Source organism: Microbacterium testaceum, assembly GCF_006539145.1.
Lineage (GTDB): Bacteria > Actinomycetota > Actinomycetes > Actinomycetales > Microbacteriaceae > Microbacterium > Microbacterium testaceum.
In genome coordinates this window covers 293,640-309,140 of record NZ_BJML01000002.1, presented here as the reverse complement: position 1 = coordinate 309,140, position 15,501 = coordinate 293,640, and the positions used below count along the sequence as shown (strand labels likewise).

The following is a 15,501-nucleotide window of genomic DNA, read 5'->3' as shown; positions in this document are numbered from 1 at the left end:
CCCCGAGGCGGCTGTGGAGAAGTTGTCAGCGCGGCAGCAGAGTGAGCAGCGATGCCTCCGGGCGGCACGCGAAGCGAACGGGGGCGTAGATCGAGTGACCGAGCCCCGCGCTGACGTTCAACGGCACGGTGCGGCCTTCGTGGGTCCAGTCGCTGAGCCCGCGTGCTTGATCCAGCGGGATGTCGCAGTTCGACACGAGCGCCTCGCGGCGGAACGGCACCCGCACCTGTCCACCGTGCGTATGACCGGCGAGCAGTACGTCGGCGCCGAGGTCGGTGAACGTGTCGAGAGTACGCCGGTAGGGCGCGTGCATCACGCCGAGCGTGAGGTCGGCGGCATCCAGGCGTTCCAACACCGGGGGGATGAGCTCGGGGTGGTCCCACTTGCGGTGGGCGTCGTTGACGCCGAAGGCGGTGACGCGTAGGCCCTTCACCTCGAGCGACACAGCGGTGTCGTCGAGGATGCTCCACCCCAGGTCATCGGTGAAATACCGGTCGAGGGCGTCGACATCGAGGTGCTTGTGCGCGGGCTGATGACCGGACGGCCCCAGAAAGTACCGCAGGGGGTTACGGGGCGCCGGCTCTTGGAAGTCGTTCGACCCGTGCACGACCAGTCCGGGCACACCCCGTAGGGGTGCGAAGGCCGTCCGGATGCCGATGAGTCCGTCGCGGTGACCGAGATTGTCGCCCGTGTTCACGACGAGGTCGGGCGATAGCTCGGACAGACGAGCCATCCATTCCTGCTTGCGGTGCTGCCAGGGAGCCATGTGCGCGTCGGAGACGTGAAGGACGCGGATCGGCTCGGCCCCTTTGGGGAGGACACGCAGCGCGTGGTAGCACACCGTGAACAGGTAGCGCTCGATGCCCGCGCCCCACACGGCGGCCCCGACAGCGGCCGCCCCCGCGACCCCGAGGGGTGCGAGGGCGGCCGTCACGAGAGGACGTGTCATCAGCACTTCTTCGCGACGATGGACAGAGCGATCGCGGCGCTCTTGTTCGTCGCCGTGCCGGCGGCCGGGTTCGTGGCCGTCACCTGGCCCTCGTTCGGAGCGTTGCCCTCGGGCTGGCAGGCGCCGATGGACACGTTCGTGAAGCCGGCCGCGTTCAGTGCTGCCTGGGCCGCGGGAACGGTCTGCCCGCCCACGTTCGGCACCGTCGCACCCTGGCCGTTACCGGGGCTCAACGTGATCTGCGAGCCCGCGGGGGCCGAACCGGCACCGGGGTTCTGCGCGGCGACCGTGTCAGGACCCGACGGGGAGTCGACGGGGTCACCGACCGAGACGCGGAAACCCGCGTTCTGGAGGGTCGAGGTGGCGTCGGAGATGCTCTGCCCCACCACGTTCGGTAGATCCCGCATCTGGGTGCGGAGGAGGTTCGACGAGGGGTCGGGGAACCGGTCGCCGCCGTAGAAGTCGTCGGACGCGCGCTGCACATCGGCCGCCAGGGGATAACGGATGTCCGAGAGAGCGCGACCGCCCCAGAACTTCTTGAAGACGTTGACGCTGCCCTCGTAGTTGCCGACCCAGGCGGCGGTCGTCGTGTTGGTCGACGACTCGATCATCCACGTCTGCCACTCTTCGTGGGTACCGGTCTTACCGAGAACGGGGGTGCCATCGCCGGGGTTGCCACGGGCACCGGTCCCGCCACGGGCCATGACGCCCTGCAGGGCGTATGCGGCCGTTGCAGAGACCTCCGGGGTCAGCGCAGCCGAGCAGGTGCGCTCGGGGATGGCACGCTCCGCGCCGCTGCTGTCGGTGACCTTGTCGATCACTTTGGGCTGGCAAAGCGTCCCACCGTTGGCGACCGTGGCGTAGGCCCCGGCCATCGCGATGGGAGAGACGTTATCGCTGCCGATGACGTTGTTGGCGTACTGCATCGTGATGTCCGAACCATCACCCCGGGTCACGCCGAGCTTCTTGGCCGTCTTGGCGATGTCACAGAGGTCGAGCTGCGCCGCCATCTGGAGGTAGCCGGTGTTGAGCGAGTCGCGCGTGAACATCATCGGCGTTCCGACGTAGCCGCCGTCGTTGCCGAAGTTGTTGATGCGGTCGTTGTTCTTGTTCACGTAGTTGCCGGTGCACGAGTTCGTCATGTTCGGCACGGGACCGATCCGGCCGTTCAGCGTCTCGTTCAGGGAGTGCCCTGTCTGGAGCCAGTCCACGAGAGTGAAAAGCTTGAAGGTCGATCCCGCGTTGAAACCGATGGACCCGCCGTTCGTGCTGTCGCCCGCGAAGATCACGGAGTTATAGGAGGGATCGGACTCCGCTTGCCCGGGGTCCTGCGTGAACTTGGTGTTCTGCGCGATGGCGAGGATGCGCCCGGTCTTGGACTCGAGGTTGACGACGGTCGAACCGAAGTTCATGCCGTCGATGCTTGCGGGCGTGTACGCGTTCATCGCGTTCTGAGCGGCATCCTGAACGCGCCAGTCGAGCGTCGTCTGGATAGTCAGGCCGTCCTGGCGGAGGGCGCGCACGCGGTCGTCGGTGTCAGTGCCGAAAGCCGGATCGTTCAGGATCGTCGACACCACGTACTGGCAGTAGTACGGCGCGGCGGACGAGGCGCACCCCTGGCTGGTCGGTGTGATCTTGGGGGTGATCGGCTCGATCGCGGCTGCCACATACTGCTCGTGCGTGATCTTTCCGTCGACCTCCATACGGCTGAGCACGTAGAGCTGTCGGCCCTTGGTCTCGCTGTAGCCGTCGGCGGCGTTGACGAGTTGCTCCTGTGTGATCTCGCCGTTGTCGCGCAACGTATAGAGGGCCTGGATCGTGCTCTGGTCGACGTCGTCGATCGAGCCGTCGGGTGCTTTATTCCACGCGGTCTCGCCGTCGCTGATCGAGCCTTCGGGGCGGTCGATTCGGAAGCGGTTGGGGTTCTGCACCATGCCCGCGAGAACTGCCGCCTGGCCGACGCTCAAGTTGGCGGCGGGGGTGTTGAAGTAGTAGCGCGCTGCGGCGTCAATGCCGTAGGTGGTGCCACCGAAGTTGGCGATATTCAGGTAGCCGAGAAGGATCTGGTCCTTCGTGTACTCCTTCTCGAGCTGGATCGCGTACCGCATCTCCTGCAGCTTGCGCTGGTAGCCGGCGGCGCCGTCTGACTGCACGGCCTCGAGGGCGCACTTCTGCAGCGCTTCGTCGCGCGTCATCGCGGGAGTGGTGTCGGTCGCCTCGACGGCCTTGGCGTCGCGCTCGCAGCGCTGCACGAGCACGTTCTTGACGTACTGCTGGCTGATCGACGATCCACCCTGCGTCTCGCCGCCCGAGGCGTTGCTGAGCAGGGCGCGGGTCGTTCCGATGAGGTCGACGCCGCCGTGCTGGTAGTAGCGCGGGTCTTCCGACGAGAGGATCGCGTCGTACATGACCGGGTTGACCTGGTCGAAGGTGACGGGGGAGCGGTTCTGGTCGTAGAACTTCGCCAGCACCCGGTCGCCGGCCATGAGCGTCGTCGGCTGCATGAGCTCGTCGGGCTTCAGGTAACTGGGCATGTTGTCGAAGACGGTGATCGCGCTGGAGGCAGCGGCACCGGAGACGGCGATGGCCGGCGTCACGGCAGCGGTGACCAGGAGTCCGGCGACCGCGCTCAGGCCGACCAGGCCGACGATGCCGCCGAGGGCACCGCTAGCCGTTCGTTTGTTCTCGGGCATAGGCTTGATGCTAAGCGACGTTGCTGGGCGATGCCTTGAAGGCGTGCGCTCGCGCGCGGACGCGTCCATCCTCGCGCGCATCACCGTTGCGCGCTCCGAGCCACCTCCGGGAGCCCGTCATGACCACGTGGGAGTACCTCACCACCCCCCTGCTCATCCACAACACCGCGGCGATCCTCAACAACTGGGGCAAGCAGGGGTGGGAACTCGTGCAGGTGGTCACCGGTCCCGAGGGTGGACTCGTCGCCTACTTCAAGCGCCCCACCGGTGGCGGCGCGGCCAACGCCGGCCTCGGTGCCGCCGAGACGGCCGCGCGGCAGTTCGAGGGCCAGCAGTGAGCGTCTCGGAGCGCCTCGCCGCCCTCGGCGTCGACATGCCCGCGGTCGTTCCCCCGGTCGCGTCCTACATCCCGGCCAAGCGCCATGGCGATCTCGTTTACACCTCGGGTCAGCTCCCCATGGTCCAGGGAGCCCTGCCCGCGACCGGCAAGGTCGGCGAGTCCGAGGGTCTTGTCGCCCCCGCCGACGCGAAGACCTACGCCCGTCAGTGCGCGCTCAACGCGATCGCCGCTGCTGCGGCCCTCGTCGGCGGCGTCGACAACCTCACCGGCGTGCTCAAGCTCACCGGCTTCGTGGCATCCGTCCCCGATTTCACCGGGCAGCCCGGCGTCATCAACGGCGCGAGCGAGTTCCTCGGCGAGGTCTTCGGCGAGACCGGCGCCCACGCGCGCTCCGCGGTCGGTGTGCCCGTCCTTCCCCTCGACAGCCCCGTCGAGGTCGAGGTGATCTTCACCGTCGCCTGACGATGATCCCGGATGCCGGCACCCCGGCCTCCGTCCGAGAGGGACGCCCTGGTAGCCACGGGGCGTCCCTCTCGTCGTCGGCGCGTCGGTGTCTCGGCTGATTCAGAAGTGTGCGGGGGCAGGATGCCCCCGTGACCTCTTCTTCCGCGCCGAGTGGGCCGTCGACGGCCGAGAGCGCTCTTCTCACTCCTTCGGCTCACCTCCGGCGCGACATCGTGGTGGCGATCTCGACCATCGTCGTGCTCCTCGCCGCCGGATTCGTCCTCCGCTTCGTGCCGATCGACGTGGCGTTCTCGAACGCGGTGCATCATCTGCATGTCAGCGTCCTCACCCAGGTGGCGGAGGGGTTCTACCGCTCGCTGAAACCCCTGCCGGCGGCGGGCATCATGGTCGTCGCCACGGTCGCCGTCGGCCTCCTCTCCCGCCGATGGCAGGTCGCCCTCGCCTTCTTCGGGGGAGTGGCCGTGACGTGGGGTCTCGCGGAAGCGGCGAAGCTCGTCGTCGACCGGCCGCGGCCGGGGATGTCCGAGGCGATGACGCACGCCGTCGGCGCGACGGCCGACCCGTCGTTCCCGAGCGGTCACGTCGCTTTCACGGCATCGTTCGCCGCCGTGTTGATCTGCGCGCTCTGGGCGACGCGATGGCGCGCCCTGGGGATCGTCGTCGGGGTGGTGCTGGTCGTGGGGATGTCGGTGTCGGTCGTGATCATCGGCGTGCACTACGCCGGGGACGCCATGGCATCCGTCGTCTGGGTGGCGGGGGTGTATCCGGCGGTGCGGGCGGGAGCGGCCATGCTCGTCATCCCGTCGGCCGAACGCGCGATACGACGATCGGTCTCGTCGCGGGGGCGCTGATTCGCTAGCATCGAGGCCGAGTCGATCACCGGGGGGAAGGACTCGCATGGATGACGCCGCGCAGATGCTGCTCGCTATCGCCGGGCAATTGGAACGAGCCCAAGAGCTGTCGAATGTGGCCGAGGAACTGTCGGGCGAGCTCGCCGCGCTGACGGGGATGGGTCGAAGCGACGAAGACGGGGCCACGGTGACGGTCGACCATCAAGGAATCGTCATCGATGTTGCCTTCTCGGATGCGATCCGGGATGCCGACGGACCCACCGTCTCGGAGTGGGTGATGTCGGCGACGACCCGGGCGATCGAAGACCTGCAGAATCAGGCAGAGCCCATCCGGGCAGCGATCCTGCAACCGCATCTGCCCGCTCCGGCGGTCGACTTCTCAGCGCGGATCGACGAGCTCTTCGAGCGGGTGCAGCGGTTGGACGCCGAGACGTCGGCCGCAACGCCCGTGAAAGACGAGTTCGAGGGGGGCCCACGATGACGGATCTCGAGGTACAGGCCGATGCGCTGCACGCGCACGCCTCTCGGCTGAACGGCTCGGCCGACCAGTTGAACGACGCAGCCGTGGCCGCGTTGAGTGCCGTGGCACTGCAGCCGGTGGCTTTCGGATTGCTCTGCTCGTTCCTCGTTCCCGTGGTGACCCTGCAGCAGTCGACGACGGTCGCCGGACTCTCGGCGCTCCGCCTGGCACTCGCCGCCGAGGCCACCGCGGTGTCAGCGGCTGGTACGACATACTCTCTTCTCGACGATCACCTGGCCGCCGAGATCGCGAAGGTCATCTGATGTCGCTCATCGCCGCACCGACGTACGAGAGCGGGCTGAGCGGGGAAGCCGTACTGGGCGCGCTGCCGGTCGCCGGGGGGATCGCTGATTCCGTGCGCGACTTCGGCAGCGGCAACATCACATCGGGCGTGATCGATGCGGCCGGCTCAGCGCTCGATGTCGTCAGCCTGATCGCGAACCCGATCGCGACGCTCGCGTCATCGTGCGCATCGTTCCTGCTCGATTACATGTCGCCGCTGCATGAAGAGCTGGAGCTGCTCACCGGCAGCCCCGAGATGGTGCGCGCACTCGGCAAGACCTGGGACAACGTCGGAGACGCCCTCACTGCCGTCGCGGACGACCGGGATCAGGCGCTCGGAAATCTTCGTGAGTCGTGGCAGGGAGCCGCCGCCACGGGGTACGAGACGGTCGCGACCGGCCTCACCACGATCATGCGATCCCTTGCGGAGGCCGCCCACAGCAACGCGAACGGGCTTCGTTTGGCGGCATCCGTCGTCCAGATCGTCTACGAGATCGTCAAGGGCATCATCGCCGACCTCGTCGGACAGCTCATCCAGGCGGTCGTCGAGGCGCTGGCCACCGTCGGCGTGGGGCTCCCGGTGATCATCGCCCAATGCAGCACCAAGATCGCGACCCGCGTTCCTCAGGTCGCTCGGTGGGTCGAGAAGATTCAGGAGGTGATGCAGAAGATTCAGGGAATCGTCGAGCGTTTCACCCAGTTCGGTCGCGAATTTCAGGTCGAGACGGCGGGAATCGAGAAGATGCTCAACGTGGGTGAGCTCCGGGTCAACTTCCAAGCACTCGACGTGGTCAACGCTGTCAAAGGCATCAACGCCGGAGTCGGTAAATCGGCAGAGGCCGACGCAAATCAGCAAGGGGAACGCTGATGGTCGCTCCTGATTTCTCCGGCGTCCCCTTCGATGTGCAGGAACGTCTCGCCGCTCGCGATGCGAAGTATGCCGCCGCGATTGCACGGGGTACGGCCTTCGAAGCGGTTCGAACGGCCGTCGAGACAGCCCAGGGGGCGGCCGTGTCGTTCCAGGGCGAGGTGAGAGCGACCGTGTCCTCTCGCGGGCTTCTGACCGAATTGCATGTTTCCGCGCGCGGAGTCGCTCTCGGTCCGCGCGCCCTCAGCCGTCTCGTGACCGCCACGATTCGCGAGGCGCTCACCAACCTGCAGGAAAATCTGACGAACGCAATCGAGGAGGCCGATCCTGGAGTGGCCGGGGCCTCGGTGTTGAGCGAGATGCGGGCTGGCCTCGTCGGTCCGCTATCCCTGCTCGATGCAGAAGGCCCGGTTCAGGGTCTCCGCTAGCGTCGACCGGTCTGCAGGGCGCCGCCTCACCGGCATCGCTGAGTGTCTTCCCCAGCCCACCGGTGGTGCGACAAGCGGAATGGTTCTGCACGCGACATCCGCCCGCGTCGTGTGCGCGACTCCGTCACTCAGCTGTCGTGACGCGGACCCGACAGGAGAGTGGACGCGACAGTGGGGATGCCGCGGGGTGTCGCCGTGCCCAGAGAGGCGCTCCCCACATGTGCACTCACGTTCAGCCCCGGCCGTGCGCCTGACGGCGCTTCCCAACGGTCGATCGCTTCGCTGCGCTTCATGAGCACATTGCTGGGTGCGTCGGGCGCCTCCTGCCAGGGGATTTTGTTGCCGAGACCGTAACCTTTCCAATCCGGGTGGACCAGCCGACGATCAAGAACCAAGCGCGGACCGTCCGCGTCATGATTGGGGAACACACCGACGCCAGCGACGAGCGCATCCGCTCGCCCCCATGAACTGGCGGGCACCCTGTCGAGCAGTGCGTCGAGCGTGTGAGCGACCGCACGGATCGTCGGCACGTCGTAGTCCCGCAAGCCGTAGGCAAGGATCACGCCTGCACGGATGACGACGGCGCTCAGGGGCGGGAGCGATGACAGGATCTCGACGAAAGCGGGCTGAAGCAAATCCGTCGCGAACGCGGGGACGAACCCTTCCACCTGCCAGCGTCCATCGGCCGTGCGCGAAGGTTCCAGAGGGGGGAGTGCCAGACCGAGGTCCTTCTCGGTTGCGAGAGTGTCGACCATCCGAAGTTCCGGAAGCGATGCGGGGAGCTCGAGCCAAACACCGGCGGTCTCGCGGCGATCACCGTAGGGCAGGCCGCCGTTTGTCGTGCTGTACCGGTAGCCGATCAGACGTGCTGCTCGAAATGCGCGCTTTTCGACAGATCCGTCAATGACCTCGCTCAGGCCCACCGGCCAAATGTCGAAGCCGTGTTCACCGCGCATCGAGGCCTCGGCCAATTCGAAGGGGCACGGAGGCTGCGCATCGTTCCACGACCACCCCTGAGAGGTGACGTCATGCCGCAATGTGGCACGGCGCTGCGCGGCCTCTTCGCGTTTCCGCTTGCCAAAGATCACGTCTGCCGTCTCCTCGATCTCTCTATCAATTCGGTGTCATGCCATCATGCCCACGGAGCCTCTCCGCCTGCGAAAACGCCGCGGAGACGGCTATCGGCGAGGTTGAGTCCAGTCTGCCGTCCGCCGCTTTCGGTACTCGGTCACACGACGTCGATGTCGCGGTTCTTCCGAAGCCGACCGACCCGCCGCCGACAGGACGGCATCGACTCTCCCCGTGGGCGTGATCGCGCTCCTCAGACGCCATGATGAGGAGCCGACGCGACCGTCGGTACGTCTGAACCGCCGGCCTGCGTACCGATGTAGATTCCCGAAGGCGTACCCGGCGGCACGTCCCAGACGTCCACCGCTTCGCGTCGCGACATCGTCACGTGCTTCAGAGCGTCGGAGGCTTGCCGCCATTGCACCTTCCCGCCGAGACCGTAGCCCTTCCAATCAGGTCGCACCAGCCGTTGCTCGAGCCTCAGCTCTGCACCGCCGACCGTCCGACGGGGGAACACACCGAGGCCGGCGACGAGGACGTCAGAACGTCCCCACGCGCCCGACGGCACAGCGTCGATCAGTGCCGCGAGCGAGTCGGCGACGGGTCCAATAGTAGAGGCGTCATGAGCGCGCATTCCGTAAGCGATGAGGAAGCCCGCGCGGATGACGATCGCCGTCACGGACGGCACTTTCGACAACGCCGGGGTGAACGTGGGTCGAAGAAGGTCGGTTGCGAAAGCGGGGATGAAGCCCTCCACCTGCCACCGGCCATCTGATGTCCGAGGGGGATTCAACACGGGAAGCGACAGACCCGCATCCTTTTCAGAGGACATCGTGTCCACCAACGTGATCTCCGAAAGGGAGGCGGGCAGCGAGATCCACACCGCATTCGTCTTGCGAAGATCGCCATGCGGAATGCGGCTGTTCGTCATTCCGTACTCGTATCCCATGAGACGGCCGGCCTGAAAATCTCGCTCACCGACGCTACCTCGGAGGGCATCCGCGACACCGATCATCCAGATGTCGTGATAGGGCGTACCGCGTAACGCGGCCTCGCCGAACTCGAAAATCGGTGCGGGTGCTGCACCCTCCCACGTCCATCCGGCTGCCGACGCCCCCTGGCGCAGGAGCTCTCGGCGCTGCTGTGCTTCGTGGCGCTGGGCTTTCCGAACCTTACGTTCGAAGTTTAGGCGCGCTTACCGAGTTCGCGAGGAAATCCGGGTGAGACGAGTGGCCCGTCGAATTGCTGCTTCGCGGCGTGACGCGGGTCCTTCCCGGCGACGCGTGACGAAGGTGACGCTCAGGCTCCCGTCGCTCTGTGATCAGCCCCGGCGATCAGGCACGCGGAGCCGCCACGCCCTGCGAGATCGTGGAGGCCACGGTCGGGATGCCCAAAGGCATCCCCGAGCCGATGGTCGCACGTCCGAATTGTGCGCTCAGGGAAAAGCCCGGTGCATCGTCGTGGGTGGGCTCCCACACCTCTACCGCCTGGCTGCGCTTCAACATGACATTCTTCGGGGCGCCGGGCGCGTCTGGCCACGGCACTTTCTCCGCCAGCCCGAAGCCTTTCCAGTCGGGGCGCACAAGACGCTGGTCGAGTGAAAGGCCGGCCCCGCCGGGGACGCGCCGTGGAAACACCCCGGTGCCCGCGACGAGAGCGTCGGCGCGGCCCCAGGCGTTGCCGGGCACCGCCTCGATCAGTGCAGCAAGGGTCGTCGCGACGGTTCGAATGGTCTGCGCATCGTAGCGCTGCAATCCGTAGGCGAGGATCATTCCCGCGCGGATGACGACGGCTGTGAGAGGGGGAAGGGTCGCAAGCGCCGTGACGAATGTCGAATGAAGGAGGTCCGAGGCGAACTGCGGGACGAAACCTTCGACCCGCCATCGTCCGTCGGTCGTCCTCGCAGGGTTCAGTGGGGGAAGAGGGAGCCCCTCGTCCTTCTCCGTCGACGAAGCGTCTACGAGACGGATCTCGGGCAGCGAGTCGGGCAGGTCGATCCACACCGCGCTCGTCTCGCGACGATCCCCGTACGGGATGCCTCCGTTCGTCGTGGTGTAGTCGTAGCCGATGAGTCGCGCGGCGCGAAAGGGACGGGTGTTCACCATGCCGTCGACGACATCGCCTAAGCCGACCGTCCAGATTTTGAACCGCTCGGGGCCTCGAAGGGCCGCCTCCGAGAGTTCGAAAGCGGGGGCGGGCTGGGCGTCGCTCCACCGCCACCCTTGCTCGGCGGCGGCAGCTTTCAGCTCTTCGCGTTGCTGCGCAGTCTGCTCATGCCTTCGCTTGCCGAAAATCACGTTCGCAGTGTAGGCAGACCGAAGCGATCAGAAGGACTTAGCGAGCGAATCCTCCGTCGCGGCAATCGCCTCACCCGTTCGCAGAAGTACCTCCGCGCACCCCTCCAACAGCGTCTGCATCGACCGCATCCGTTCTTCCCACTGGGCGCGTGCGACGGAGTACGCCTCCCGCGCCTCGCCTCGCCACCCGCTTTCCATGGTCGCCAGTCGCGCGTCGAGTGCGTCGAGCTCGCCTCGGATTCCCCCTGACGCGGCGCGGAGCACCTCGACCGTTTGACCGACCCTGCCGAACTCGATTCGAATGTGATCCGCCACGCTCATCCCCCCGGAACAATGGTTTCGACCCCTGTCACAATACGAGATCGCACGGCCACGGAGAGCGCCGCGCTCGGGTTCGCCGGAAGATCCCGGATGCCGAAGCCCTCGGCATCCGGAACCGAATTTCACCTCACCTGGGCGCTGATGACGCTCATGACTGCCGTATCGGCGAGGGTGGTGGTGTCTCCGACCTCGCGGCCCTCGGCGACGTCGCGGAGCAGACGGCGCATGATCTTGCCCGAGCGGGTCTTCGGCAGCTCGCCGACGATGTAGACGTCACGGGGGCGGGCAATCGGACCGATCTGCTGACCCACCCAGGTGCGCAGCTCGTCGCCGAGGCCCTCGACGGGGTGCTCTTTCAGGTACCGGCTCTTGATGATGACGAACGCGACGACGGCTTGGCCGGTGGTCTCGTCGCTCGCGCCGACCACGGCGGCCTCGGCGACGCCCTCGTGTCCGACGAGGGCGGACTCGATCTCGGCCGTCGAGAGCCGGTGGCCGGACACGTTCATGACGTCGTCGACCCGGCCGAGCAGCCACACGTCGCCGTCGTCGTCGAGACGGGCCCCGTCACCGGCGAAGTAGTAGCCCTTGTCAGCGAACTTCTCCCAGTAGGTCTCGCGGTACCGGTCGGGGTCTCCCCAGATGCCGCGGAGCATGCTCGGCCAGGGCTCGGTGATGACGAGGAGGCCCCCACTGCCGTTGCCGACCGGCTCGCCCTGCTCGTCGACCACGGCGATCGAGACGCCGGGGATCGGCACTTGGGCAGAGCCGGGCTTGGTCTCGGTCACTCCGGGGAGCGCGGAGATCATGATGGCACCGGTCTCGGTCTGCCACCACGTGTCGACGATGGGGGTCTTGTCGGCGCCGATGATCTCGCGGTACCAGATCCAGGCTTCGGGGTTGATGGGCTCACCCACCGAACCGAGCAGACGGAGCGACGACAGATCGAACTTCTGCGGCACGTCGCGCCCGATCTTCATGAACGAACGGATCGCGGTCGGCGCCGTGTAGAAGATCGTCACGCCGTGCTTCTCGATGAGCTCCCACCAGCGTCCCGGGTGCGGCGTGTCGGGGGTGCCTTCGTAGAGCAGCTGCGTCGCGCCGTTGGCTAGGGGACCGTACGTGACGTAGGTGTGTCCTGTGATCCAGCCGATGTCGGCGGTGCACCAGTACACGTCCGTTTCGGGGTGGACGTCGTGGACGACGCGGTTGGTGAATGCGGCTTGGGTGAGGTACCCGCCCGACGTGTGAAGGATGCCCTTCGGCTTCCCGGTGGTTCCCGAGGTGTAGAGGATGAAGAGGGGGGTCTCGGCGGGGAACGCCTCGGCCTCGTGGTCGGCGGAGGCTTTCGGAACCACGTCGTGCCACCAGAGGTCGCGGCCCTCGGACCAGTCGACCTCGTTGCCGCCCCGCTTGACCACGAGCACGTGCTCGACGGTCTCTTGCTCACCGGAGCCGTTGCGGTCGGCGAGCGCCAGGTCGACAGCGGGCTTGAGGGGGGAAACCTTCCCCTTTCGCCATCCTCCGTCGGCGGTGATGACGAGCTTGGCGCCGGCATCGTCGATACGCGCACGCAGGCTGTCGGCCGAGAATCCGCCGAAGACGACGGAGTGCACGGCGCCGATGCGCGCGACGGCGAGCATCGAGGCGATGGCCTCGGGGATCATCGGCAGATACAGCGCGACGCGATCGCCGCGCTCGACGCCGAGCTCGGTGAGGACGTTCGCCAGGCGCTTCACCTCGTCGGTCAGTTGGGCATAGGTGACGTTGCGCTGATCGCCGGGCTCGCCCTCCCAGCGCAGAGCGATGCGATCGCCGTTGCCCGCTTCGACGTGCCGATCGAGGCAGTTGTATGCGACGTTCAGCTCTCCGTCGGCGAACCATTCCGCGAACGGGGGGTTCGACCAGTCGAGCACCTGGGTGAAGGGAGTGTGCCAGTGCAGTTCACGCGCCTGATCGGCCCAGAAGCCCTCGCGGTCCGCTGCGGCGCGCTCGTAGAGGGTGCGGTCGGCGACGGCCTGCGCGGCGAAGTCGGCCGACGGCGCGAACCGGCGGGTCTCGTTGAGGAGGTGATCGATCTGGCTGCTCATCGCGGCGCTCCTTCGCGTTCACGGACCCGCGCACCTGCGCGCGGTGTCCTCACCTCGGTCACGCTATCGACCGCCTCCGACACCGGCCACCTCCGATAGATGGGATCGGGGTGGATGGGAAACAGGTGATATATCGCCATGAATAGGTCGGTCGAGTTGGCCTGACTGATTTGCACGCGTACTCTAGCTAGCGCCCGAACATCGCTTCCGGCACTCGCGTCGGGGGGAGCCCCCCAATTTTTCCCCGGCGCGTGGCGGCATCCCTCGCCCCCCACTGTAGGGATGCCGCCCCCTTTTTTTGCGCCGGCGGCTCTCGCTGACGAGAGGTGGCCGCGCCTCCTCGAACTTGTTCCTCCCCAGGAACGGGTGTTCGCGCCGCATCCACCGTTCGCCTCTGCCGGCCCGCAGCCCAGGGCATCGCAGCTCTACCGTCGTCGTCGTGACCTCCCTCGCCCCGCTCGGAAGCGGCTTCGACGCCGCGGCCGTCGACACGCTCGATCCGGCAGTGGCCTTCCTCCGCCCCTTCCTCGACGACCCGGGCGTGACCGACCTCTTCGTCAACGGCGACCGAGGACTCTTCGTCGATCGGGGGGAGGGGGTCGAGCGCGTGACATCGTGGCAGGCCACCGAAGCAGAGGTGCGCCGTCTGGCGGTGCATCTGATCGCGCTCGGAGGACGACACCTCGACGATGCATCGCCGTGCGTGGACGTCCGGCTCGAGAGGGGCGTGCGGGTGCACGCCGTTCTCGCTCCCGTGGCCGCGAGCGGAACGAGCATCTCCGTCCGGGTCCCCGCGTTCGACGGCCCCGACCTGTCCGACCTGCAGCGCGCGGGCATGTTCTCCGCGTATCAACAGGAGCGATTGCAGGCTCTGGTCGACGGTTGCGAGAACGTCCTCATCGCCGGACCGACCGGGGCGGGAAAGACGACTCTCCTCGCAGCTCTGCTGTCGCGGGTCCCCGCGACGGAACGCATCATCACGATCGAAGAGGTCGCGGAGCTCCACCCCGACCACCCCCACCACGTCGCGCTCGAGGCTCGGCAACCCAACATCGAAGGTGCCGGCGGCATCTCCCTCTCCCGCCTCGTGCGGGAGGCGCTGCGCATGCGCCCCGACCGGTTGATCCTCGGCGAGTGCCGAGGGGAAGAGATCCGAGACCTCCTCATGGCGCTCAACACCGGCCACGATGGTGGAGCGGGGACCCTTCATGCCAGCAGCCTGGCCGAGGTCGCGACGCGTCTCGAAGCCCTGTGTGCGCTCGCGGGGATGGATGCCAGAACGTGTGCGCGTCAGAGCGCCGGGGCCATCGACGCGGTGATCCACGTGGACCGGGTCGACGGGCGTCGATGCATCACCGGCCTGGGCCGGCCCGTGGTCAGGGACGGGCGCCTCTTCATCGAGCCGGAGAAGTGGACGTGAAGGCGCGGACAGCGCTCCGACCCGAGCGACATCGACGTCGCGAGGTGAGGGCCGCCGATCCGATCGAGACGGTTCTGCGTCTCGCCGTCCTGCTGTCCGGCGGAACAGCCCCGACTCTCGCCTGGAGATATCTCGCCGAGAGCGGTGATCCGACGCTCACCGCCGCTGCGGACGCCGCCGAGCGGGGAGCGGACGTCGGCACGGTCCTTCGGCAGGCCGGGGATTCGTGGAGCGGTCTCGCGGCGATCTGGAGCGTGGCCGTGGCCGCAGGGGCCCCGTTGTCCGATGCTCTCCGCTCGGTCGTGGGCGCGCTGCGCGAGACGGCCGAGGTGTCCTCCGACGTGCGCGTCGCTCTTGCCGAGCCGGCCGCGACCGCACGCCTTCTCGGCTGGCTACCTCTTGTCGGCGTCCCGCTCGGCGGTCTCCTGGGCTTCGACCCGGTCGGCACGCTGCTCGGAGATCCCCTCGGGCAGTGCTGTCTGGCGCTCGGGCTCACTCTCATGGCGACGGCGTACCTGTGGATGCGGCGTCTCTCCCGCAGGGCCCAGCCGCCGTCTGCGATCCCCGGGCTCGAGGCCGAGCTGTGGGCGGTGGCGCTCTCTGCGGGCGTCTCCGTCGACCGGGCGCGGGGGCTGATCGGCCATCTCGGCTTCGACCCCACCGGGCGCACCGATGTCATCGACACCCTCGAGCTGGCCACTCGCGCCGGAGTTCCGGCTGCCGAGTTGCTGCGCGGCGACGCATGGATCGCGCGCTACCGGGCTCGGAGCGCGGGCCGCGTGTCCGCGGCACGGCTCTCGACACGCCTGCTCGTGCCCCTCGGGTTGTGCACCCTCCCGGCGTTCCTTGTGATCGCGGTCGTCCCCACGGCGCTCGCCGTCCTACGATCCACGGCGCTGCCGTGATCTC

The 15,501-nt window shown here is 67.4% G+C and carries 16 protein-coding genes; 9 read left to right on the top strand and 7 right to left on the bottom strand.

What is annotated here, in order from left to right; translation table 11 throughout:
* Positions 1–25: 25 nt before the first annotated feature.
* On the bottom strand, positions 26–949 hold the full coding sequence (locus MTE01_RS05525; protein ID WP_141376151.1) for a metallophosphoesterase: 924 nt from the start codon (positions 947–949) through the stop codon (positions 26–28).
* Positions 949–3,642 (bottom strand): transglycosylase domain-containing protein, encoded by a 2,694-nt coding sequence (locus tag MTE01_RS05520; RefSeq protein ID WP_141376149.1) that lies wholly within the window; start codon positions 3,640–3,642, stop codon positions 949–951. Before MTE01_RS05520 ends, MTE01_RS05525 begins: the two co-directional genes overlap by 1 nt.
* Positions 3,643–3,761: 119 nt before the next feature.
* Here MTE01_RS05520 and sp36 point away from each other — a divergent pair, with 119 nt between their 5' ends.
* The 7 genes from sp36 to MTE01_RS05485 all read left to right on the top strand — a co-directional run bounded on the left by sp36 (position 3,762) and on the right by MTE01_RS05485 (position 7,396).
* Positions 3,762–3,980, top strand: a complete 219-nt coding sequence (sp36, locus tag MTE01_RS05515; protein WP_056229468.1) for a Sp36 family protein — start codon at positions 3,762–3,764, stop codon at positions 3,978–3,980.
* Positions 3,977–4,444 carry a RidA family protein gene (locus MTE01_RS05510; RefSeq protein ID WP_141376147.1) on the top strand — a complete coding sequence of 156 codons (468 nt, stop codon included), beginning with the start codon at positions 3,977–3,979 and terminating at the stop codon, positions 4,442–4,444. The genes sp36 and MTE01_RS05510 overlap by 4 nt, the downstream gene beginning before the upstream one ends.
* A 131-nt stretch (positions 4,445–4,575) precedes the next feature.
* Positions 4,576–5,298, top strand: a complete 723-nt coding sequence (locus MTE01_RS05505; RefSeq protein ID WP_141376145.1) for a phosphatase PAP2 family protein — start codon at positions 4,576–4,578, stop codon at positions 5,296–5,298.
* Positions 5,299–5,344: 46 nt separating this feature from the next.
* On the top strand, positions 5,345–5,779 hold the full coding sequence (locus MTE01_RS05500) for a YbaB/EbfC family nucleoid-associated protein (protein WP_141376143.1): 435 nt from the start codon (positions 5,345–5,347) through the stop codon (positions 5,777–5,779).
* Positions 5,776–6,081, top strand: coding sequence for a hypothetical protein (locus tag MTE01_RS05495; protein ID WP_141376141.1), 306 nt, complete (start codon positions 5,776–5,778; stop codon positions 6,079–6,081). The genes MTE01_RS05500 and MTE01_RS05495 overlap by 4 nt, the downstream gene beginning before the upstream one ends.
* The gene (locus MTE01_RS05490) at positions 6,081–6,968 is read left to right on the top strand and encodes a WXG100 family type VII secretion target (RefSeq protein WP_141376139.1); all 888 of its coding nucleotides are present in this window, start codon (positions 6,081–6,083) and stop codon (positions 6,966–6,968) included. The genes MTE01_RS05495 and MTE01_RS05490 overlap by 1 nt, the downstream gene beginning before the upstream one ends.
* Positions 6,968–7,396 carry a YbaB/EbfC family nucleoid-associated protein gene (locus tag MTE01_RS05485; RefSeq protein ID WP_141376137.1) on the top strand — a complete coding sequence of 143 codons (429 nt, stop codon included), beginning with the start codon at positions 6,968–6,970 and terminating at the stop codon, positions 7,394–7,396. Before MTE01_RS05490 ends, MTE01_RS05485 begins: the two co-directional genes overlap by 1 nt.
* Before the next feature lie 128 nt (positions 7,397–7,524).
* Here MTE01_RS05485 and MTE01_RS05480 read toward each other — a convergent pair whose 3' ends face one another.
* The 5 genes from MTE01_RS05480 to acs form a co-directional block, all read right to left on the bottom strand.
* The gene (locus MTE01_RS05480; protein WP_141376135.1) at positions 7,525–8,484 is read right to left on the bottom strand and encodes a hypothetical protein; all 960 of its coding nucleotides are present in this window, start codon (positions 8,482–8,484) and stop codon (positions 7,525–7,527) included.
* A gap of 233 nt (positions 8,485–8,717) precedes the next feature.
* Positions 8,718–9,395: a hypothetical protein gene (locus tag MTE01_RS16975; protein WP_170210617.1), complete on the bottom strand. Its 678-nt coding sequence runs from the start codon at positions 9,393–9,395 to the stop codon at positions 8,718–8,720.
* A gap of 403 nt (positions 9,396–9,798) precedes the next feature.
* Positions 9,799–10,467 (bottom strand): hypothetical protein, encoded by a 669-nt coding sequence (locus MTE01_RS05470; RefSeq protein WP_218026323.1) that lies wholly within the window; start codon positions 10,465–10,467, stop codon positions 9,799–9,801.
* A gap of 321 nt (positions 10,468–10,788) precedes the next feature.
* Positions 10,789–11,082 (bottom strand): WXG100 family type VII secretion target, encoded by a 294-nt coding sequence (locus tag MTE01_RS17490; RefSeq protein WP_141376129.1) that lies wholly within the window; start codon positions 11,080–11,082, stop codon positions 10,789–10,791.
* Between the two features lie 122 nt (positions 11,083–11,204).
* Complete coding sequence (gene acs / locus MTE01_RS05460; protein ID WP_141376127.1) at positions 11,205–13,172, bottom strand: acetate--CoA ligase; 1,968 nt, start codon at positions 13,170–13,172, stop codon at positions 11,205–11,207.
* Between the two features lie 439 nt (positions 13,173–13,611).
* On the opposite strand from acs, the gene MTE01_RS05455 reads away from it, so the two are divergent.
* Together MTE01_RS05455 and MTE01_RS05450 are read left to right on the top strand one after the other, a co-directional pair.
* On the top strand, positions 13,612–14,592 hold the full coding sequence (locus MTE01_RS05455; protein WP_174799646.1) for a TadA family conjugal transfer-associated ATPase: 981 nt from the start codon (positions 13,612–13,614) through the stop codon (positions 14,590–14,592).
* Positions 14,593–14,636: 44 nt separating this feature from the next.
* Positions 14,637–15,497 (top strand): type II secretion system F family protein, encoded by an 861-nt coding sequence (locus tag MTE01_RS05450; RefSeq protein WP_170210616.1) that lies wholly within the window; start codon positions 14,637–14,639, stop codon positions 15,495–15,497.
* The last annotated feature ends 4 nt before the right edge of the window (positions 15,498–15,501 follow it).